The organism is Telluria sp. GW821-FHT07G12, assembly GCF_059418525.1.
The window spans coordinates 162,342-181,019 of record NZ_JBWKQA010000001.1 but is presented as its reverse complement, the minus strand read 5'-3'; the positions used below and the strand labels follow the sequence as shown (position 1 = coordinate 181,019).

22 protein-coding genes are annotated in these 18,678 nt (G+C 64.3%); 18 read left to right on the top strand and 4 right to left on the bottom strand.

Annotation, left to right across the window (positions count from 1 at the left end; translation table 11 throughout):
* The first annotated feature begins 12 nt into the window (after positions 1-12).
* The 18 genes from nuoI (at position 13) to AC07PE_RS00780 (ending at position 14,486) form a co-directional block, all read left to right on the top strand.
* Complete coding sequence (gene nuoI, locus AC07PE_RS00865) at positions 13-501, top strand: NADH-quinone oxidoreductase subunit NuoI (protein WP_230029831.1); 489 nt, start codon at positions 13-15, stop codon at positions 499-501.
* 25 nt (positions 502-526) lie between these two features.
* On the top strand, positions 527-1,216 hold the full coding sequence (locus AC07PE_RS00860) for an NADH-quinone oxidoreductase subunit J (RefSeq protein ID WP_498760766.1): 690 nt from the start codon (positions 527-529) through the stop codon (positions 1,214-1,216).
* The gene (gene nuoK / locus AC07PE_RS00855; protein WP_036168632.1) at positions 1,213-1,521 is read left to right on the top strand and encodes an NADH-quinone oxidoreductase subunit NuoK; all 309 of its coding nucleotides are present in this window, start codon (positions 1,213-1,215) and stop codon (positions 1,519-1,521) included. The genes AC07PE_RS00860 and nuoK overlap by 4 nt, the downstream gene beginning before the upstream one ends.
* A gap of 50 nt (positions 1,522-1,571) precedes the next feature.
* Positions 1,572-3,698, top strand: coding sequence for an NADH-quinone oxidoreductase subunit L (gene nuoL / locus AC07PE_RS00850; RefSeq protein WP_498760765.1), 2,127 nt, complete (start codon positions 1,572-1,574; stop codon positions 3,696-3,698).
* 17 nt (positions 3,699-3,715) lie between these two features.
* A complete protein-coding gene (locus AC07PE_RS00845; protein ID WP_498760764.1) occupies positions 3,716-5,218 on the top strand; it encodes an NADH-quinone oxidoreductase subunit M in 1,503 nt (500 codons plus the stop codon).
* A gap of 27 nt (positions 5,219-5,245) precedes the next feature.
* A complete protein-coding gene (gene nuoN / locus AC07PE_RS00840) occupies positions 5,246-6,763 on the top strand; it encodes an NADH-quinone oxidoreductase subunit NuoN (RefSeq protein WP_498760763.1) in 1,518 nt (505 codons plus the stop codon).
* A 9-nt stretch (positions 6,764-6,772) separates the two neighbouring features.
* Complete coding sequence (locus AC07PE_RS00835; RefSeq protein ID WP_498760762.1) at positions 6,773-7,093, top strand: DUF2818 family protein; 321 nt, start codon at positions 6,773-6,775, stop codon at positions 7,091-7,093.
* Between the two features lie 57 nt (positions 7,094-7,150).
* Positions 7,151-7,717, top strand: coding sequence for an NUDIX domain-containing protein (locus AC07PE_RS00830; protein WP_498760761.1), 567 nt, complete (start codon positions 7,151-7,153; stop codon positions 7,715-7,717).
* Between the two features lie 31 nt (positions 7,718-7,748).
* Positions 7,749-8,447 carry a hypothetical protein gene (locus AC07PE_RS00825; protein ID WP_498760760.1) on the top strand — a complete coding sequence of 233 codons (699 nt, stop codon included), beginning with the start codon at positions 7,749-7,751 and terminating at the stop codon, positions 8,445-8,447.
* Positions 8,448-9,152 carry a 2-C-methyl-D-erythritol 4-phosphate cytidylyltransferase gene (gene ispD, locus AC07PE_RS00820; protein WP_498760759.1) on the top strand — a complete coding sequence of 235 codons (705 nt, stop codon included), beginning with the start codon at positions 8,448-8,450 and terminating at the stop codon, positions 9,150-9,152.
* A 5-nt stretch (positions 9,153-9,157) separates the two neighbouring features.
* Positions 9,158-9,664, top strand: a complete 507-nt coding sequence (ispF, locus tag AC07PE_RS00815; protein ID WP_379769579.1) for a 2-C-methyl-D-erythritol 2,4-cyclodiphosphate synthase — start codon at positions 9,158-9,160, stop codon at positions 9,662-9,664.
* 85 nt (positions 9,665-9,749) lie between these two features.
* Positions 9,750-10,988: an MFS transporter gene (locus tag AC07PE_RS00810; RefSeq protein ID WP_498760758.1), complete on the top strand. Its 1,239-nt coding sequence runs from the start codon at positions 9,750-9,752 to the stop codon at positions 10,986-10,988.
* A 1-nt stretch (position 10,989) separates the two neighbouring features.
* Positions 10,990-11,298, top strand: coding sequence for a hypothetical protein (locus AC07PE_RS00805; protein WP_498760757.1), 309 nt, complete (start codon positions 10,990-10,992; stop codon positions 11,296-11,298).
* 99 nt (positions 11,299-11,397) lie between these two features.
* Positions 11,398-11,805 carry a tellurite resistance TerB family protein gene (locus AC07PE_RS00800; RefSeq protein ID WP_498760756.1) on the top strand — a complete coding sequence of 136 codons (408 nt, stop codon included), beginning with the start codon at positions 11,398-11,400 and terminating at the stop codon, positions 11,803-11,805.
* A 93-nt stretch (positions 11,806-11,898) separates the two neighbouring features.
* Positions 11,899-12,453, top strand: a complete 555-nt coding sequence (locus AC07PE_RS00795; protein WP_498760755.1) for an NADPH-dependent FMN reductase — start codon at positions 11,899-11,901, stop codon at positions 12,451-12,453.
* Entirely contained in the window at positions 12,443-12,883 is a 441-nt protein-coding gene (locus tag AC07PE_RS00790) for a VOC family protein (RefSeq protein ID WP_498760754.1), read from the top strand. Before AC07PE_RS00795 ends, AC07PE_RS00790 begins: the two co-directional genes overlap by 11 nt.
* Before the next feature lie 83 nt (positions 12,884-12,966).
* Positions 12,967-13,767, top strand: a complete 801-nt coding sequence (locus tag AC07PE_RS00785) for an ion transporter (protein WP_498762928.1) — start codon at positions 12,967-12,969, stop codon at positions 13,765-13,767.
* Between the two features lie 113 nt (positions 13,768-13,880).
* Positions 13,881-14,486: a phasin family protein gene (locus AC07PE_RS00780; protein WP_498760753.1), complete on the top strand. Its 606-nt coding sequence runs from the start codon at positions 13,881-13,883 to the stop codon at positions 14,484-14,486.
* Positions 14,487-14,499: 13 nt separating this feature from the next.
* On the opposite strand, the gene AC07PE_RS00775 is transcribed toward AC07PE_RS00780, so the two are convergent.
* From AC07PE_RS00775 to AC07PE_RS00760, 4 genes are all read right to left on the bottom strand, one after another.
* Complete coding sequence (locus tag AC07PE_RS00775) at positions 14,500-15,213, bottom strand: LytR/AlgR family response regulator transcription factor (RefSeq protein ID WP_498760752.1); 714 nt, start codon at positions 15,211-15,213, stop codon at positions 14,500-14,502.
* Positions 15,201-16,271 carry a sensor histidine kinase gene (locus AC07PE_RS00770; protein WP_498760751.1) on the bottom strand — a complete coding sequence of 357 codons (1,071 nt, stop codon included), beginning with the start codon at positions 16,269-16,271 and terminating at the stop codon, positions 15,201-15,203. The genes AC07PE_RS00775 and AC07PE_RS00770 overlap by 13 nt, the downstream gene beginning before the upstream one ends.
* A gap of 31 nt (positions 16,272-16,302) precedes the next feature.
* The gene (locus tag AC07PE_RS00765) at positions 16,303-16,959 is read right to left on the bottom strand and encodes a 3-hydroxyacyl-CoA dehydrogenase NAD-binding domain-containing protein (RefSeq protein ID WP_498760750.1); all 657 of its coding nucleotides are present in this window, start codon (positions 16,957-16,959) and stop codon (positions 16,303-16,305) included.
* A 74-nt stretch (positions 16,960-17,033) separates the two neighbouring features.
* Entirely contained in the window at positions 17,034-18,614 is a 1,581-nt protein-coding gene (locus AC07PE_RS00760) for an isocitrate lyase (RefSeq protein WP_498760749.1), read from the bottom strand.
* Positions 18,615-18,678: the final 64 nt, after the last annotated feature.

Genomic DNA, 18,678 nt, shown 5'->3' with positions numbered 1-18,678 from the left:
GAGGCGCAAGAAATGACTCGAGTAAAAGACTTTTTCGGCAGCCTGATGCTGTCCGAACTGATCAAGGGCCTGGCGCTGACCGGAAAATACGCGTTCTCGCGCAAGATCACGGTGCAGTACCCGGAAGAAAAGACCCCGATCTCGCCGCGTTTCCGCGGCCTGCACGCGCTGCGCCGCTACCCCAACGGGGAAGAGCGCTGCATCGCCTGCAAGCTGTGCGAAGCGGTGTGCCCGGCAATGGCGATCACGATCGAATCGGCGCAGCGCGAAGACGGCACCCGCCGTACCACGCGCTACGACATCGACCTGACCAAGTGCATCTTCTGCGGCTTCTGCGAAGAATCCTGCCCGGTCGATTCGATCGTCGAGACCCAGGTGCTGGAATACCACGGCGAAAAGCGTGGCGACCTGTACTACACCAAGGAGATGCTCCTGGCCGTGGGCGATCGCTACGAAGACGAGATCGCCGCGGCGCGTAACGCCGACGCGAAGTACCGTTAATAACAAGAGGGCTCCTGCGTAAGTCATGGAATTCACAACTGTTCTGTTCTACGTGTTCTCGGCGATCATGATCGTCGCCGGGTTGCGCGTCATTACCGCCAAGAACCCGGTCCACGCCGCGCTGTTCCTGGTGCTCGCGTTCTTCAACGCCGCCGGTATCTGGATGCTGCTGAAGGCCGAGTTCCTCGCCATCGTGCTGGTGCTGGTCTATGTCGGCGCCGTGATGGTGCTGTTCCTGTTCGTCGTGATGATGCTGGATATCAACGTCGACCGCATGCGCGAAGGCTTCTGGGGCTATCTCCCGATCGCTTCGGGCATCGGCGCGCTGGTCGTGCTGGAGATGGCCGCCGTCCTGTGGCGCGGTTTCCTCGGCACCGCCGAGGCGCCGGCCGAAGCGGCCGTCGGCCACATCGGCGGCACCCGCGAACTGGGCCGCCTGATCTATACCCAGTACATCTACGGCTTCGAGATCGCCGGCCTGATCCTGCTGGTTGCGATCATCGCCGCCGTCGCGCTGACCCTGCGCAAGCGCAAGGACACCAAGGCCATCGACCCGGCCCTGGCCGTCGCCGTCAAGCGTAACGACCGCCTGCGCATCGTGAAGATGCAGGCCATCGACCAGAAGGCGATCGACCAAGCAGCAGTGGCTGCGGCAGCAGCGGCTGCTGCGCAGGCCGCATCGTCGTCCGAGGCAGCCAACAAGGAGAATCCATGACTCTGTCGCTCGCTCACTACCTGATCCTGGGCGCGATCCTGTTCGCGATCTCGGTGGTCGGTATTTTCCTGAACCGGAAGAACATCATCATCCTGCTGATGGCCATCGAACTGATGCTGCTGGCAGTGAACCTGAACTTCGTCGCCTTCTCGCACTATCTGGGAGACGCGGCAGGGCAGATCTTCGTGTTCTTCATCCTGACTGTCGCGGCCGCCGAATCGGCGATCGGCCTGGCGATCCTGGTGGTCCTGTTCCGTAACCTGGACACGATCAACGTGGAAGACCTCGACAGCCTGAAGGGCTAATCGGTTTGTTCTGTGAACTCCTCGATAAACAAGACATAAGGCTATAGAAAATGACGGGGCCAATTAACCCTAACCTCTTGCTGGCGGTGCCACTCGCACCGCTCGCGGGCTCGGCGATCGCCGGCCTGCTCGGCACCAAGTTCTTCGGGAACGTGGTCGGCCGCAAGGTGTCGCATACCGCGACCATCGCCGGCGTGTTCATCGCCATGGTCCTCTCGATCATGACCCTGATGAACGTGCTGGACGGCCAGACTTTCAACGGCGACGTCTACACCTGGATGACCATCGGCAGCATGAAGATGTCGGTCGGTTTCCAGATCGACGCGCTGTCCGCGATGATGATGTGCGTGGTGACCTCGGTGTCGCTGATGGTCCACATCTACACGATCGGCTACATGGCCGAGGATGACGGCTACAACCGCTTCTTCTCGTACATCTCGCTGTTCACCTTCTCGATGCTGATGCTGGTCATGTCCAACAACTTCCTGCAGCTGTTCTTCGGCTGGGAAGCGGTGGGCCTGGTCTCGTACCTGCTGATCGGCTTCTGGTACACCCGTCCGACGGCCATTTTCGCGAACATGAAGGCTTTCCTGGTGAACCGCGTCGGTGACTTCGGCTTCATCCTCGGCATCGGCCTGCTGCTGGCCGCCACCGGTACCATGAACTACGGCGAGACCTTCGCCAAGGCCGGCGCGCTGTCCGCCATGGTCGTGCCGGGCACCACCTGGCCGCTGCTGACCGCCGCCTGCATCTGCCTGTTCATCGGCGCGATGGGCAAGTCGGCGCAGTTCCCGCTGCACGTCTGGCTGCCGGACTCGATGGAAGGCCCGACCCCGATCTCGGCGCTGATCCACGCTGCAACCATGGTTACCGCCGGTATCTTCATGGTGACCCGCATGTCGCCGCTGTTCGAGCTGTCGGACACCGCGCTGTCCTTCATCATCGTGATCGGTTCGATCACCGCGCTGTTCATGGGCTTCCTGGGCATCATCCAGAACGACATCAAGCGCGTGGTCGCTTACTCGACCCTGTCGCAGCTGGGCTACATGACGGTCGCACTGGGCGTGTCGGCGTATAACGTCGCCGTGTTCCACTTGATGACCCACGCCTTCTTCAAGGCGCTGCTGTTCCTCGGCGCGGGCTCCGTCATCATCGGCATGCACCACGACCAGGACATGCGCAACATGGGCGGCCTGCGCAAGTACATGCCGATCACCTGGATCACCTCGCTGCTGGGTTCGCTGGCCCTGATCGGTACCCCGTTCTTCGCCGGTTTCTACTCGAAGGACTCGATCATCGAGGCAACCGCGGCATCGCACCTGTGGGGTTCGGGCTTCGCCCACTTCGCGGTGCTGGCCGGCGTGTTCATCACCGCCTTCTACTCCTTCCGCATGTATTTCCTGGTGTTCCACGGCAAAGAGCGCTTCGGCCAGGCTCACGCACACGATCACCACGACGATCACGCCCACTCGCACGCTCATGACAACAATCATGGCGCCGAAGGCAAGGATCCGACCGCGCTGCATGAAGCCACCGCGCATCATGAAGAAGACGAGGACGACCACGGCCACCACGGCCTGGCCCCGGGCCAGAAGCCGCACGAGTCGCCGTGGGTGGTGACCCTGCCGCTGATCCTGCTGGCGATCCCGTCGGTCATCATCGGTTTCATCGCGATCGAGCCGATGCTGTTCGGTCACTTCTTCGACAATGTCATCACGGTCAATGCGGAACGTCACCCGGCGATGGAAGAACTGGCGCACGAGTTCCACGGCGCCGCCGCGATGGGCGTGCACGCCTTTACCACCGCGCCGTTCTGGCTGGCCCTGGCCGGCGTCGTCGCCGCGTTCTACTGCTACATGATCAATCCGCGCGTGCCGGCTGCCTTCTACAAGGCGCTGCGCCCGATCCACACCCTGTTGGACAACAAGTACTACATGGACAAGTTCAACGAAGTCGTGTTCGCCGGCGGCGCACGCGGTGTTGGCAAGGCCTTGTGGCAGGTGGGTGACCGCGTGCTGATCGACGGCCTGGTCGTCAACGGTTCCGCCAAGCTGGTGGGCTGGTTCTCGTCCGTCGTCCGCACGTTCCAGACTGGTTACATCTACCACTATGCGTTCGTGATGATCCTGGGCGTGCTGGGTACGCTGCTGTACTTCTTCCCGTTCTGGCACGCTTAAACAGAGAGAAAAACAAGATGCAGTCCACGATTTCCTCCTACCCGTACCTGAGCCTCTCGGTCTGGCTTCCGATCATCTTCGGTGTGATCGTGCTGGCCGTCGGCCGTGACAGCAAGGCGGGCTTCACCCGCGTGCTGTCGCTGATCGGCGCGGTGATCAGCTTCCTGCCGACCATCCCGCTGTTCACCCAGTTCAGCAACAGCGCCCACGGTCCCCAGTTCGTCGAAAAGGCGGCCTGGATCGAGCGCTTCAACATCCAGTACTACCTGGGTATCGACGGCCTGAGCCTCTGGTTCGTGCCGCTGACCGCCTTCATCACCATCATCGTCGTCATCTCCGCATGGCAGGTGATCGAGGAACGCGTGGCCCAGTACATGGGCTCCTTCCTGATGCTGTCGGGTCTGATGATCGGCGTGTTCGTCGCACTGGACGGCCTGCTGTTCTACTTCTTCTTCGAAGCCACCCTGATCCCGATGTTCATCATCATCGGCGTGTTCGGCGGCCCGAACCGGGTGTACGCGGCCTTCAAGTTCTTCCTGTACACCTTCATGGGTTCGCTGCTGACCCTGATCGCGATCATCTACCTGTACAACAAGTCGGGCGGTTCCTTCGACATCCTGGCATGGCACCAGCTGCCGCTGACCATGACGGAACAGGTCCTGATCTTCATCGCCTTCCTGATGGCTTTCGCCGTCAAGGTGCCGATGTTCCCGGTCCACACCTGGCTGCCGGACGCCCACGTGGAAGCGCCGACCGGCGGTTCCGTGGTGCTGGCCGCGATCATGCTGAAGCTGGGCGGTTACGGCTTCCTGCGATTCTCGCTGCCGATCGCCCCGGACGCTTCGCACTACCTGGCCCCGCTGATCATCGTGCTGTCGCTGACCGCCGTGATCTACATCGGCCTGGTGGCGATGGTCCAGAAGGACATGAAGAAACTGGTCGCTTACTCGTCGATCGCGCACATGGGCTTCGTCACCCTGGGCTTCTTCATCTTCAACGAGATCGGCGTGCAGGGCGGTATCGTCCAGATGATCTCGCACGGCTTCGTGTCGGGCGCCATGTTCCTGTGCATCGGCGTGCTGTACGACCGCATGCACTCGCGTGAAATCGCCGACTACGGCGGCGTCGTGAACCGCATGCCGAAGTTCGCCGCCTTCTCGGTCCTGTTCGCCATGGCCAACTGCGGCCTGCCGGCAACCTCGGGCTTCGTGGGCGAATTCATGGTCATCCTGGGCGCCGTCCAGTTCAATTTCTGGACCGGCCTGCTGTCGGCCACCGCCCTGATCCTGGGCGCGGCCTACTCGCTGTGGATGGTCAAGCGCGTCGTGTTCGGCAAGATCGGCAACAAGCATGTGGCCGAACTGACCGACCTGAACGGCCGCGAGTTCTTCATGCTGGGCGTGCTGGCGATCCTGACCATCTACATGGGCCTGTATCCGGCGCCGTTCACCGATTCGCTGCAAGTGTCGGTGGCCGACCTGCTGCAGCACGTCTCGGTCAGCAAGCTGCCGATGCACTAAGCAGGAAACTACAACGATATGAATCCGATGATTAATACGACTCTTTCGGCGGCGTCCATCAACATGGCGCCGTTGTCCGCGGAAATCTTCCTGGTAGTGGCTTCGTGCGCGATCCTCCTGATCGACATGTTCCTGAAGGAAGGGAAGCGGAATATCACCTACGTCCTGTCGCTGCTGACCCTGGTCGGCTGCGCCGTGATCACCTGGGGCGACTTCAACGCCGGCACCACCACCTACACGTTCTTCAACATGTTCGTGTCGGACCCGATGGCCAACCTGCTGAAGCTGTTCACCTACCTGGCCGTCGGCATCACCCTGGTGTATTCGCGCCAGTACTCCGCCGAGCGCGGCATGATGTCCGGTAACATGGGCGGCGAGTTCTACGTGCTGGCCCTGTTCACCATGCTGGGCCAGATGATCATGATCTCCGGCAATAACATGCTGCCGATCTACCTGGGCCTGGAACTGATGTCGCTGTCGCTGTACGCGCTGGTGGCAATGCGCCGCGACCACGCAACCTCGACCGAAGCCGCGATGAAGTACTTCATCCTGGGTTCGCTGGCCTCGGGCTTCATGCTCTACGGTATCTCGATGATCTACGGCGCCACCGGTTCGCTGGACATCAGCACCATCGCCAAGCTGACCGCCGCCAACGCCGCCAACCACACCATCCTGGTGTTCGGCCTGGTGTTTGTCGTCGCCGGCATGGCCTTCAAGCTGGGCGCCGTGCCCTTCCACATGTGGGTGCCTGACGTCTACCAGGGTTCGCCGACCGGCGTGACCCTGCTGCTGGGTGCCGCGCCGAAGCTGGCCTCGTTCGCGATGATGATCCGCATCCTGGTCGAAGGCCTGCTGCCGATGGCCTTCGACTGGCAGCAGATGCTGCTGGCCCTGGCCGTGCTGTCGCTGGCCGTCGGTAACCTGACCGCGATCTCGCAGACCAACATCAAGCGTATGCTGGCCTACTCGACCATCGCCCAGCTCGGCTTCGTCCTGCTCGGCATGATGGCCGGCGTGACCGGCGGCAAGGATGCAGGCAGCGCCGCCAACGCAGCGCCGGCCTACAGCGCCGCCATGTACTACACCATCACCTACGTGCTGACCACCCTGGGCAGCTTCGGCCTGGTGATGATGCTGGCGCGCTCGGGCTTCGAAGCGGAAGAAATCGCCGACTTCAAGGGCCTGGCCAAGCGCAGCCCGTGGTACGCGCTGGTCATGACCGTGCTGATGTTCTCGCTGGCCGGCGTGCCGCCGATGATGGGCTTCATGGCCAAGTGGGCGGTCCTGCAGGCCGTGGTCGCTACCGGCCAGTACTGGCTGGCCGTGGTCGCCGTGCTGTTCTCGCTGATCGGCGCCTTCTACTACCTGCGCGTCGTGAAGACCATCTGGTTCGACGATGCGGTGGACGTCTCGCCGATCTCGACCCCGATGGACATGCGCGTGGCCCTGTCGCTGAACGGCGTGCTGGTGGTGCTGCTGGGCGTGATGCCGGGCACGCTGCTGGCAGCCTGCCTGAGCGCCATGACCCAGACCCTGGGTTCGTAAGACTCGCCGGTGGACTTGTCCCTGGCCTCCTGGTTGGTGATCGCGGTCGCGATCGCGTTCGCCAACCTGCCTTTCCTGAACGAGAGCGTGTTCGGCTTCATTCCCCTGAAGCCTGCGCAGGGCAGGGCGCACGCGAAGTTCTTCGTCGTGCGCCTTCTCGAGTTGATTGTTTTATACTTTGTCGTCGGCGGACTCGCCTATTTGCTCGAATCCCGGATCGGAAATGCGTTTCCCCAGACCTGGGAATTCTATGCAATCTCGGCTTGCATGTTCGTCGTCCTGGCCTTCCCCGGTTTCGTTCTAAGATACCTGCGCAAGCGCCGGCATTGAGCACCCGCGTCCATGGCGCCGGTGCTGTCGAATAACCCAAGCATCACCGGAGCTACCATGGATACCCAAGATTCCCATCTGAGAGAAACGCGCATCGACGGCGAACTGGCCTACGATGGCCACTTCCTCAAAGTCACCCGCGACCGCATCAAGCTGCCCGACGGCAAAGAGACCCAGCGCGAGTTCATCCGCCATCCCGGCGCCGTCGTGATCCTGCCGCTGCTGCCGGACGGCAGCGTGCTGCTGGAGCGCCAGTTCCGCTACCCGAACGACCGCGTCTTCATCGAATTCCCGGCCGGGAAAATCGACCCGGGCGAAGAATCGCTCGCCTGCGCCAAGCGCGAACTGGAAGAGGAAACCGGCTACACGGCCAAGGAGTGGAACTTCGTCTGCACCATCCACAACGCCATCGCCTACTCCGACGAACACCTCGACATCTTCCTGGCGCGCGACCTGACCAAGGGCGAAGCGAAGCTGGACGAAGGCGAGTTCCTCGAACTCTTTAGCGCCACCGTCCCGGAACTGCTGGAGATGGTGCGCAAGGGCGAGATCACCGACGTCAAGACCATCATCGGTACGTTCTGGTTAGAGAAGTTCGCCGCCGGCACCTGGACCCCGACCTGAGATGGGCCTAGGTGCGCCGCTGCTCGCTCTGATGCTGCTCCTGGCAGCGGACGAAGCGGCGGCGCGCACGCCTTTCCAGGCGCGCTGCGAAGCCCGCCAGCTGGGGTTGGACACCGATAGCCGGCCCACCGGCATCCGGATCGAATCCCACGACAGCGGCTACCGCGTCGACAACAGCCTGTCCACCCGCAGTCTCACCCGCATCAAGCGTGGGCGTGCCGGCGATTTCGTGCTGGGCCTGACCCGCGCCGAATCGCGCGTGGCGATCAGCCTCGAGGGCGCCATCGTCAGCGACCCGGATACCGGCGAAGAATGCATGCTGCCGCAGATCGGCGTCAGCCTGTCCTACCTCCCGATCGTTATCTACGTGGGGAGCGAGTTCGCGCAGGGCAGCTGTGCATATCGCGAGATACTTGCGCATGAGATGCGCCATCTCAAGGCCTATATCGACTACCTGCCGAAAGTGGAAAGCAGGGTGCGGGAAACATTGGGACGGCGCTTCGACACCCGGCCTGTGTATGCGCCGCATGGGCAGTCGCTGACGCGGGTGCAGGCCGAACTGGACGGGCGCTGGATGCCCTTCATCAAGCACGAGATGGGCAAGGCGAAGGCGCTGCAGGCGGCAATCGACAGTCCTGGAGAGTACGCGCGTCTCAGCAAACTTTGCCAAGGTGAGGTACAGTCTCTTATTGGATCGACAAGACGCGAACCTTCAACAACAAGCTCATAAATGAACCAAGCACCACGTTACTTTGCCTTAATTCCCGCCGCGGGCGTCGGCGCCCGCATGGGTGCGGGCAGCCCCAAGCAGTACCTCAAGATCGGCGGCAAGCCGATGCTGCGCCACACCCTGGACGCCTTCCAGTCCAGCGACCTGATCGCCCACACCTTCGTGGTGGTGAGTCCGGACGACCCCTACATCGACAGCGTCGCCCCGAACCATGGCGTGACCGTGCTGCGCTGTGGCGGTGCCAGCCGCATGGAGTCGGTGCGCAACGGCCTGGCCGTGCTGGCCAACACGCTCGCGCCCGGCGACTGGGTGCTGGTGCATGACGCCGCCCGTCCCGGCCTGACCGCCGAGCTGATCGAGAAGCTGATCACCCAAACCGGGGAGCACCCGGTCGGCGGCCTGCTGGGCCTGCCGGTGGTCGACACCGTCAAGCGCTGCATCGAAGGCGAAGCCTGCGGCACCATTCCGCGCAACGGCCTGTGGCTGGCGCAAACTCCGCAAATGTTCCGCTATCAATTACTGCGCGAAGCCCTGACGGCGGCGACGGACCCGAATACGATTACCGATGACGCCAGTGCGGTTGAAGCCCTCGGATTGACCCCCAAGTTGGTCGAAGGGCATCCCCGCAACCTGAAAGTGACGCTGCCGGACGATATCCGGATCGCCGAGCTGTACCTGGCAGTGTCCCAACCTGAACTCGTGTGAACACCATGGCTCTTGCATCGTATAACCCAACTCCGCCGTTCCGTATCGGGACCGGCTATGACTGCCACGCCCTGGTCGAGGGCCGCAAGCTGATCGTCGGCGGGGTCACCATCCCGCACCGTCTCGGCCTGCTGGGCCATTCGGATGCCGACGTGCTGCTGCACGCCATCATCGACTCCCTGCTGGGCGCCGCCGCGCTCGGCGACATCGGCAAGCACTTCCCGGATACCGACCCGATGTTCGCCGGCGCCGACTCGCGCACCCTGCTGCGCGAAGTGGCCTCGCGCGTGATCGCCACCGGCTACACCATCGGCAACATCGACGCCACCATCATCGCCCAGCAGCCGAAGATGGCGCCGCACATCCCGCAGATGGTGTCGCGCATTGCGGAGGACCTCGGGGTCTCGCCGCAGCAGGTGAACATCAAGGCTAAGACCAACGAAAAGCTGGGCTTCCTCGGCCGTGAAGAGGGCATGGCGGCGCAGGCGACTGCGCTGCTGGTCAAGGTCTAGCCAGCCGTTTTCGGGGTCGTCCTCTGCAGGTCTTTGCGCTCCATGCGACACTGTCGGGAATAAAACCGACAACAAGGGAGCCAAGATGACGACCCAGACCCCGATGAGCCCGCGCGCCGCCTGGCTCCTGATCCTCTCCGCCAGCGCGATCCTGATGATCACGATGGCGGCCCGCCTCACCACCGGCCTGTTCCTTTCGCCGATCAACACCTCCACCGGCCTCGGTGTCGCCTCGATCAGCCTGGCGATGGCGGTCGGCCAGTTCATGTGGGGCGCTTCGCAGCCCATCTTCGGCGCCGTCGCCGACAAGTACGGTCCGGCGCGCGTGATCGTGCTGGGCGGCGTGATGCTGGCCCTGGGCCTGGCCGCCACGCCCTTCGTCTCTTCGCAGTTCGGCCTGATGCTGACCCTGGGCGTGCTGTCCGCGGCCGGGGCCGGCGCCGGCAGCTTCTCGATCCTGATCGGCGCCACGGCCCAGCGCCTGCCTGCCGAACGGCGCCCCTTCGCGGCCGGCTTCATCAATGCCGGCGGCTCCTTCGGGCAGTTCGTGTTTTCGCCGCTGGTGCAGGCGATCATCCAGGCCAGCGGCTGGGTGGTGGCGATGATCTCGCTGGCGGCGACCACGCTGCTGACCATTCCGCTGGCTTTCCTGATGCGCGGCCAGAAGGCGCAGGCGCACGCGGCGGCCACGGCAGCCGACGAGTCCACGCTCGGCCGCCAGGTGCGCGAGGCCCTGCGCGACAAGAGCTACCTGTGCCTGCACGCCGGCTTCTTCACCTGCGGCTTCCACATCGCCTTCCTGGTCACCCACCTGCCGGGCGAGGTCGGCCTGTGCGGCCTGCCGGCCACGGTGTCCGCCACGGCGCTGGGCCTGATTGGCCTGTTCAACATCGCCGGCTCGCTGGTGGCCGGTGCGCTGGGGCAACGCTACCGCATGAAGTGGCTGCTGACCGCGATCTACGGCGGCCGCGCCCTCATCATCGCCATCTACCTGCTGGCGCCGAAGACGGCCTGGACCTTCTACATCTTTGCCGCCGCGCTCGGCTTCAGCTGGCTCGCCACCGTGCCGCCGACCGCCGGCCTGGTCGGCAAGCTGTTCGGCACGCGCTACCTGTCGACCCTGTTCGGCCTGACACTGCTGTCGCACCAGGTCGGCGGCTTCTTCGGCGCCTGGCTGGGCGGCCTGGCCTTCGTGAAGTTCGGCGACTATTCCTGGATGTGGTACGCGGACATCGTGCTGGCGCTGGCCGCGGCCCTGGTCAATCTGCCGATCCGCGAGGCGGCGCCGCACAGCGCGGCCGCCGCGGCTGCGGCAAAAGCCTGAGATGGCGCGCGATCCCTGGGCTTACCGCGACGTGGCGGTCGAGTCCTTCATCGACCCGCGCTCGGGCACCTTGAAGATCCGGCCGATGGCGGGGCAGGCCTACGCGACCTCGATGCGGGTGCAGTGTTCGCGTGCGCTGCGTGACCCGGCACAGTATCCGGCCGGGACCCGTTTCCTGATCCGCGCGAAGCTGACCGACCGCGAGGGCGGGGCGCCTTACCTGTATGCGCATCATGGGGATGCAGTGAAGGTGCTGGCCGGGCGCGAACTCGAATCCTTTCTGGACGAGCACCGGCGCCGGCGGATCTGAGACTTCGGAAAAACCACAGTATGCATCATGGATAATGCGGTTTTACTTTCGGTCTCCAGGCCTTAGTCTGATGACTTCATCATTTGAGGAGTCATCACCATGCGTACTTATCCCACCGACAGTCCCAAGGCCGTGTCCAGGCTGCTGGCACTGGCCATGATCGTCGACGGCCATCTCGCGCCCTCGGAACTGAAGGCGATGCATCATTCAGGGATCCTGCGCGCCACGGGCGTGACCGATGACGAGTTCGACGACGTGGTGCAGGACCTGTGTGAAGACCTGCTGGCCACCGCCGCCCGCCGCTGCAGCCAGGAGGTCGAGATCGACGTCCACCTGCTCGACAGCTTGCTGGGCGAAGTCGAAGACCAGGCGCTGCGCATGTCGGTCATGAAGGCGATGCTCGACATCGTTCATGCCGACGAGGTGCTCGACACCCGAGAGACGCTGCTGATCGAGCGCGCATTCAAGGCCTGGTCGGCGCCGCATCGCGATCTGCACGCCGCCTGATCCTGCGGCCCCGGCGCCGTCACGCGAGGCCGGCAACCCGCTCCCGGCTTCGAGGTTATCATGTGGACATTCCGCACACATGAAAGGATCGTCATGGCAACGAGGAAGATTGCAGTACTGGTAGGCAGCCTCCGTAAGGAGTCCTTCACCCGCAAGCTGGCCAAGCAGTTGATGCTGGTGGCCCCGCCCACGCTGGAGCTGGAGATCGTCAACATCGCCGAGCTGCCGATGTACAACCAGGATGACGAGACCGATACGCCGCCGCCGCGCTGGACCGAGTTCCGCGACCGCATCCGCGAAGCCGACGGCGTGCTGTTCTGCACGCCCGAATACAACCGCTCGCTGCCTGGCGTGCTGAAGAACGCCATCGACGTCGGCTCGCGGCCCTACGGCAAGGCGGCCTGGAACGGCAAGCCCTGCGCAGTGGTCAGCAATTCGCCGGGCGCGCTGGGCGGCTTCGGCGCCAATCACGCGGTGCGCCAGTGCCTGGTGTTCCTCAACATGCCCTGCATGCAGTCGCCCGAGGCCTATATCGGCGGTATCGGCAACAAGTTCGACGGCGACAAGCTCACCGACGAATCGCTGAACGGCTTCCTCCAGCAGTTCATGGAATGCTTCGCCACCTGGGTCGAGCGCCATGCCGACTGAAGTGCAGAATGCGGCGCGCGGGCCGATCGCCATCCGCGAAATCGATCATGTGGTCTTGCGCGTGATCGACCTGGCGCGCATGCAGCGCTTCTACCATGAAGTGCTGGGCTGCGCAGAAGTGCGGCGCCAGGATGAAATTGGCCTGGTGCAGCTGCGCGCCGGCAGCGCCATGCTGGACCTGGTGCCGGTGGACGGCAAGCTGGGCCGGATGGGCGGCGCCGCGCCCGGGCCGGAAGGGCGCAACGTCGACCATGTCTGCTTCCGCGTCGAACCCTTCGACGAGGCCGCGATCCGCGCCCACCTGGCAGCGCACGGGGTGGAAGCGGGGCCGGTCGAATCGCGCTTCGGCGCCGAGGGCGAAGGGCCGTCGATCTACCTGCAGGACCCGGAGGGCAACATGATCGAGCTGAAGGGACCGGCCGCAACGTGAAGCCGCAAAAGCAGGGCGACAAGCCCTACGTGTCGCAGGTGCCGGACACCTACGGCAAGCCGCCGGCGGGGCTGCGGCGGCGCATGTTCGACGTCATCTTCGAGGCCGATACGCCGGCCGGGCGCCGCTTCGACATCGCGCTGGTGTGCGCCATCATGCTCAGCATCCTGGTGGTGGTGCTGGACAGCGTGCCCGGCCTGCACCACGAATACGGCGACACGATCAATGCGATCGAATGGGCGTTCACGGTGCTGTTCACCGTCGAATACCTGGCGCGTGTGATCTGCGTGCAGCGGCCCTGGCGCTACGCCACCGGCTTCTACGGCGTGATCGACCTGCTGGCCGTGCTGCCGACTTATTTTTCGCTGCTGGTGCCCGGCACCGAACTGCTGCTCGACATCCGCATCCTGCGCCTGCTGCGCGTGTTCCGCATCTTCAAGCTGACCCTCTACATCGAGGAATACACGCGCCTGGGCGAAGCCCTGTCCGCCAGCCGCCGCAAGATCATGGTGTTCCTGTCGGTGGTGCTGATGGCGATCCTGATCCTCGGCACCGTGATGTACGTGGTCGAAGGGCCGAAGAACGGCTACACCAGCATTCCGGTGGCGATGTACTGGGCCACCGTGACCATGACCACGGTCGGCTACGGCGACATCACCCCGCATACCCACCTCGGCAAGGCGATCGCCTCCTTCATGATGCTGCTGGGCTGGGGCATCCTGGCGGTGCCGACCGGCATCGTGACGGCCGAGCTGTCGGCGCGCCATGGCGACCGCCGGCAGGGCCCCTCGCGCATCCTGGCCGAGCGCACATGCCCGTCCTGCGGCAGCAGCGGCCATGAAGCGGCATCACGGTTCTGCAAGGACTGCGGCGCATCTCTTTGAACGCGCGGTTTTCAAGTCCGGCACCCTTGGCGCATATCAAACGCGCATAGCCTCAGGACCTTAGGCTTCTACCTCCACTCACGGTTCAACCTTTACTTGAGCGAGGCAAGCACATGTATCCATTTCCGCAGAACGTCACCCCGGCAGTACGCACCCACGTCGATGCCCAGACTGCCTTCCTGAACGACATGTCGAAATCGCTGTTCAAATCCTTCTCGCAGATGTGCGAGCTGAACATCCAGCTGATGCAGACCCTGATGGAAGAAACCGCGCTGGCCAGCAAGCAGGTGCTGAGCGCGGACCGCCAGACCGAGCTGCTGAGCGCCGCCACCGCACGCGCGCAGCCGACCAGCGACAAGCTGCGCGCCTACCAGCAGCACATCACCCGCCTGGCGGCCGACGCCCAGGTGGAGCTGACCCGCGTGACCGAGCAGCACGTGCAGAACACCGCCCGTACCGCGCGCGCCCTGGCCGACGAGGTGGCACGTGACGCCACCGAGCAGACCGAACGCAGCCTGCGCGCCCAGCAGGAAACCGTGCGCCAGTTTACCGATCCGTTTGCCCGCACGGGCAATGGCGCCGCATCGCAATCGCAGTCCGGCATCGGCGGCGATGCCCAGGCCGGCGCTGCCCAGGCCAGCCAGCCGCCTGTCGAGCGGGCAGGACAGGCGGGCAGCCAGCGCGGCGAGCGTGGCGAGCGCGGGGCGACCACGCACTGAGCGTCAATAAGCGTCAGGCCATCCCCAGCCGTTCCAGCACGGCGGCGCGGTACTGGCGGCTGCAGGGTACGCGGGCGCCGCTGCGCAGCACCAGTTCGCAGTCTCCCTTGTCGAGCGGGACCACCCGCTCGACGCAGGCCAGCTGCACCGCGGCGCGCCGGTGGCAGCGCAGGAAGGCCGGGCCGAGGCGCTCGGCCAGCCCGCCCAGGGTCTGGCGCAGCAGCGGACTGCCGGAGGGCGTGTGCAGCACCACGTAGTTGTCCGCGCTTTCGATCCAGCCGATGTCGGGCACCGGCACCACGCGGGTGGCGCCGCGCTCCGACACCAGCAGCTGCTGTAGCGGCAACGCAGGAAATGCCTGTGCCGAGAGAGACTGCAGGCGCTCGCGCAGTCGCTGCACGGCGCGCGCCAGGCGCGCCGCATCGTAGGGTTTCAGCAGGTAGTCGATGGCGCCGGCGTCGAAGGCCTGGATCGCGTACTGGTCCCAGGCCGTCACGAACACGATGGCGGGCGCCGGTTCCGGCAGCGAGGCCGCCAGCTCGATGCCGGACAGCTCGGGCATGGCGATGTCGAGGAAGAGGGCGTCCGGCTTGAATGCATCGAGACGTTCCAGCGCCTCGATGCCGTCCGCCGCCTCGTCGATGTGGGCGATGCCGGTTTCCGCCGCCAGCAGGCGCCGCAGCTTGTCGCGCGCCGGCTTTTCGTCGTCGACGATCAGGACGCGCATGGGACCCTCATCTCGGCGCGCACGCCGCCGCCGTCGCGGGCGGCGAGGGACAGCGAGGCGCGCGGCCCGTACAGCGCCGCCAGGCGGGCGCGCAGGTTGGCCAGGCCGATGCCGCAGCCCTGGCCGGCGCCTTTCGTGGCGCTGTCGGCGAGGCGGCCGTCATCGTCCACCCGCAGCACCAGCGCATCCTGCTCGCGCTGCGCCGACACCTCGATGCGCGTCAGGCCGCGGCGCTTTTCGACCGTGTGCCTGAACACGTTTTCCAGCAGCGGCTGCAGGCTCATCACCGGAAGCGGCTGGGCCAGCAGGGCATCGTCGATGGCCCAGGCGATCTCGACCCGGCCGGCGAAGCGTTCCGCCATCACGCCGGCATAGCCGCGCGCGATATCCAGCTCGGCCTGCAGCGGCGCTTCGTGGGCCTCGCCCAGGGCCAGCGTCGCGCGCAGCACGGAGGCGAGCTGGATCAGGGTGGCGTCGGCCTTCTCGACATCGGCGTGCATCAGCGAGGACACGGTGTTGAGGGCGTTGAACAGGAAGTGGGGCTGCATCTGCTGGGCCAGGCGCTGCAGCTGGGCCTGCTGCTGGAGGGCGATCGCCTGCTGCGCGCGCAGCTGGGCTTCGACCATCGCCAGGTAGGACAGGATGCCGAAGCGGACCGCGCTGAACAGGCCGACGAAAATCGAGATCTTCATCGATTCGTAGACGAAGAGCTGGGGCCACGGGTCGTGCCGGTAGGTGTCGCCCAGCAGCGCGTACACGGCGTGACGGATGCCGAAAGCCATCGGCGTGAAGACGATCCACCACACCGGCAGCCACAAGGCCTGGCGCGCAAACCAGCGCAGCGGGCTGCCGAGCAGTTCTTCGTGGCGGCCGAAGCGCAGCTGGACCAGGATCATCACGGTAGCCACCAGCGCCGACGAGCCTTCCCACAGGATCGGCTTCCACAGCTCGGGGCTGTGCTCGTTGCGCTGGAAGTCCTGGACGGCCACCAGGATCATCAGGGTCCAGAACAGGGTCCAGGCCAGGATGAAGATAAGATTGCGGCGGAGGATGGGCATGGCAGGATGATCTGCCATGCTTGCCGTTTTGTCAAAATGCCGGCGACTCGCTCCGCATTTTCTCCAGCAGCGCATCCACAGTCGCGAAGGCTTCTTCCGAAGTCGCCCTTGCGCGGACGATCTCGAACAAGCCTGCCTGGCCTGCAGGATCCGAAAGGCGCATCCCCAGCACGTCCGCCGGGCGCCTGGTAAAGCGCGCAAGCTGCGCGATCTGGGCCGGCGCGTGATTGCTGACCAGGATCGTGCTGTGCCCGACCAGCTCGTCCAGGTGGCGGAACAAGCTTTCGGCAACAAGCATGTCCGAGGGACGCGTTGCCAGGATGAGGTCGCAATCCTTCAGGTGATGAAAGTTCGCGGCGCCGGTGAGCAAGCCCATGCGCCTGTCGCGCTGGTCCGCGGCAAGCTGGCCTGCGCCGACCAGGCTGTCGTAAGCGGACCGGGCGTTCGCGACGGCCTGGGCGGTCGACTCGCTGCGGGAATCGAAGAGCGTGACCGGCATGTCCGCGTCGAGCAGGCGCATGGCGATCCCGATGGCCTCGGCCCCGATGATACCGACCCGCCGAATGGGCCGCGGCGCGGAGTTCGCAGGCATTTCGCCGGCATAGCCTGTGTCTTCCGTTCTTGCAGTCGCCAGGTGCACTGCAGCCCGCGTTTGCGTCTCGCGCATTCCGTGATTGGTAGTAGTCATCTGCATTCCTTTCAAGGCGATCTCATGACGGGAGGGCGCGGTCCTTGACCGCGGCCCTCGTTCCGGGTAATGCGTCAGAACTGATTCATCGTGTTGTGCTTGCCGCCTGCCTTAAGCGCGGCTTCGCCACTGAAATAGTCCTTGTGGTCATCGCCGATATCGGAGCCCGACATGTTCTGGTGCTTGACGCAGGCGATGCCCTGGCGGATCTCCTTGCGCTGGACGCCCGCCACATAACCCAGCATGCCCTGGTCGCCGAAGTATTCCTTGGCCAGATTGTCGGTGGACAGGGCCGCGGTATGGTAGGTCGGCAGCGTGATCAGGTGATGGAAGATGCCGGCTTCGCGCGCCGCATCGGCCTGGAAGGTACGGATCTTCTCGTCCGCGGCCCGGCCCAGTTCGGTGTCGTCGTATTCGGCGCTCATCAGCATGTTGCGTTCGTAGGCGCTGATGTCTCTGCCTTCGGCTTTCATGCTGTCGAACACCTGCTGGCGGAAATTCAAGGTCCAGTTGAAGGACGGGCTGTTGTTGTAGACCAGCTTCGCGTTCGGCATGACCTTGCGGATTTCCTTCACCATGCCGCCAATCTGCGCGATGTGCGGCTTTTCGGTTTCGATCCACAGCAGGTCGGCGCCGTGTTGCAGCGAGGTGATGCAGTCCAGCACGCAGCGCGCTTCGCCGGTCCCTTCGCGGAACTGGAACAGGTTGCTCGGCAGGCGCTTCGGACGCACGAGTTTGCCATCGCGGCGAATCAGCACGTCACCGTTATTGATGGCGTCGGCCGACACTTCTTCGACGTCGAGGAAGGCGTTGTACTGGTCGCCCAGGTCGCCAGGCTCGCGGGTGAAGGCGATCTGCTTGGTCAGGCCGGCGCCCAGGGAGTCGGTACGGGCAACGATCACGCCATCGTCCACGCCGAGTTCGAGGAAGGCATAGCGCACGGCGCGGATCTTCGCGAGGAAGTCTTCGTGCGGCACGGTCACCTTGCCGTCCTGGTGGCCGCACTGTTTTTCGTCCGACACCTGGTTTTCGATCTGGATGCAGCAGGCGCCCGCTTCGATCATCTGCTTGGCCATCAGGTAGGTCGCCTCGGCGTTACCGAAGCCGGCATCGATGTCCGCGATGATGGGCACCACGTGGGTCACGTGATTGTCGATCTGGTTCTGGATCGCTGCCTTGTCGGCGCCCGATGCGGCGTCCAGCTGGCGGAACAGGCCGCCGAGTTCGCGGGCATCGGCCTGGCGCAGGAAGGTGTACAGCTCCTTGATCAGGCTGGCGACCGCGGTCTTCTCATGCATCGACTGGTCGGGCAGGGGGCCGAATTCCGAGCGCAGCGCGGCCACCATCCAGCCCGACAGGTATAAATAGCGGCGGTCCGTGCTGTTGAAATGCTTTTTAATCGAGATCATTTTTTGCTGGCCGATGAAACCGTGCCAGCAGCCCAGCGACTGGGTGTAATTGGCGGGATCCGCATCGTAGGCGGCCATGTCGGCGCGCATGATCCTGGCCGTGTAGCGGGCGATGTCCAGACCCGTCCTGAAACGGTTTTGCGCACGCATGCGCGCGGCCGATTCCGGATTGATCTCGTTCCACGCGCTACCGTGCAGTTCCTTGAGACCGGCAATTGCTTGAATATCGGTTTGATACTGAGACATGAATAACTCCTGATTGAATGAACGGAATTGGTTGAAACTTCATGTCTAAATAGTAAATGCGCTT

What these genes read in the sequence shown, in the direction of transcription:
- nuoI (WP_230029831.1), top strand. Translation starts at nt 13, where the DNA reads ATGACTCGAGTAAAAGACTTTTTCGGCAGCCTGATGCTGTCCGAACTG.
- AC07PE_RS00860 (WP_498760766.1), top strand. Translation starts at nt 527, where the DNA reads ATGGAATTCACAACTGTTCTGTTCTACGTGTTCTCGGCGATCATGATC.
- nuoK (WP_036168632.1), top strand. Translation starts at nt 1,213, where the DNA reads ATGACTCTGTCGCTCGCTCACTACCTGATCCTGGGCGCGATCCTGTTC.
- nuoL (WP_498760765.1), top strand. Translation starts at nt 1,572, where the DNA reads ATGACGGGGCCAATTAACCCTAACCTCTTGCTGGCGGTGCCACTCGCA.
- AC07PE_RS00845 (WP_498760764.1), top strand. Translation starts at nt 3,716, where the DNA reads ATGCAGTCCACGATTTCCTCCTACCCGTACCTGAGCCTCTCGGTCTGG.
- nuoN (WP_498760763.1), top strand. Translation starts at nt 5,246, where the DNA reads ATGATTAATACGACTCTTTCGGCGGCGTCCATCAACATGGCGCCGTTG.
- AC07PE_RS00830 (WP_498760761.1), top strand. Translation starts at nt 7,151, where the DNA reads ATGGATACCCAAGATTCCCATCTGAGAGAAACGCGCATCGACGGCGAA.
- AC07PE_RS00825 (WP_498760760.1), top strand. Translation starts at nt 7,749, where the DNA reads ATGCTGCTCCTGGCAGCGGACGAAGCGGCGGCGCGCACGCCTTTCCAG.
- ispD (WP_498760759.1), top strand. Translation starts at nt 8,448, where the DNA reads ATGAACCAAGCACCACGTTACTTTGCCTTAATTCCCGCCGCGGGCGTC.
- ispF (WP_379769579.1), top strand. Translation starts at nt 9,158, where the DNA reads ATGGCTCTTGCATCGTATAACCCAACTCCGCCGTTCCGTATCGGGACC.
- AC07PE_RS00810 (WP_498760758.1), top strand. Translation starts at nt 9,750, where the DNA reads ATGACGACCCAGACCCCGATGAGCCCGCGCGCCGCCTGGCTCCTGATC.
- AC07PE_RS00805 (WP_498760757.1), top strand. Translation starts at nt 10,990, where the DNA reads ATGGCGCGCGATCCCTGGGCTTACCGCGACGTGGCGGTCGAGTCCTTC.
- AC07PE_RS00800 (WP_498760756.1), top strand. Translation starts at nt 11,398, where the DNA reads ATGCGTACTTATCCCACCGACAGTCCCAAGGCCGTGTCCAGGCTGCTG.
- AC07PE_RS00795 (WP_498760755.1), top strand. Translation starts at nt 11,899, where the DNA reads ATGGCAACGAGGAAGATTGCAGTACTGGTAGGCAGCCTCCGTAAGGAG.
- AC07PE_RS00790 (WP_498760754.1), top strand. Translation starts at nt 12,443, where the DNA reads ATGCCGACTGAAGTGCAGAATGCGGCGCGCGGGCCGATCGCCATCCGC.
- AC07PE_RS00785 (WP_498762928.1), top strand. Translation starts at nt 12,967, where the DNA reads ATGTTCGACGTCATCTTCGAGGCCGATACGCCGGCCGGGCGCCGCTTC.
- AC07PE_RS00780 (WP_498760753.1), top strand. Translation starts at nt 13,881, where the DNA reads ATGTATCCATTTCCGCAGAACGTCACCCCGGCAGTACGCACCCACGTC.
- AC07PE_RS00775 (WP_498760752.1), bottom strand. Translation starts at nt 15,213, where the DNA reads ATGCGCGTCCTGATCGTCGACGACGAAAAGCCGGCGCGCGACAAGCTG.
- AC07PE_RS00770 (WP_498760751.1), bottom strand. Translation starts at nt 16,271, where the DNA reads ATGCCCATCCTCCGCCGCAATCTTATCTTCATCCTGGCCTGGACCCTG.
- AC07PE_RS00765 (WP_498760750.1), bottom strand. Translation starts at nt 16,959, where the DNA reads ATGACTACTACCAATCACGGAATGCGCGAGACGCAAACGCGGGCTGCA.
- AC07PE_RS00760 (WP_498760749.1), bottom strand. Translation starts at nt 18,614, where the DNA reads ATGTCTCAGTATCAAACCGATATTCAAGCAATTGCCGGTCTCAAGGAA.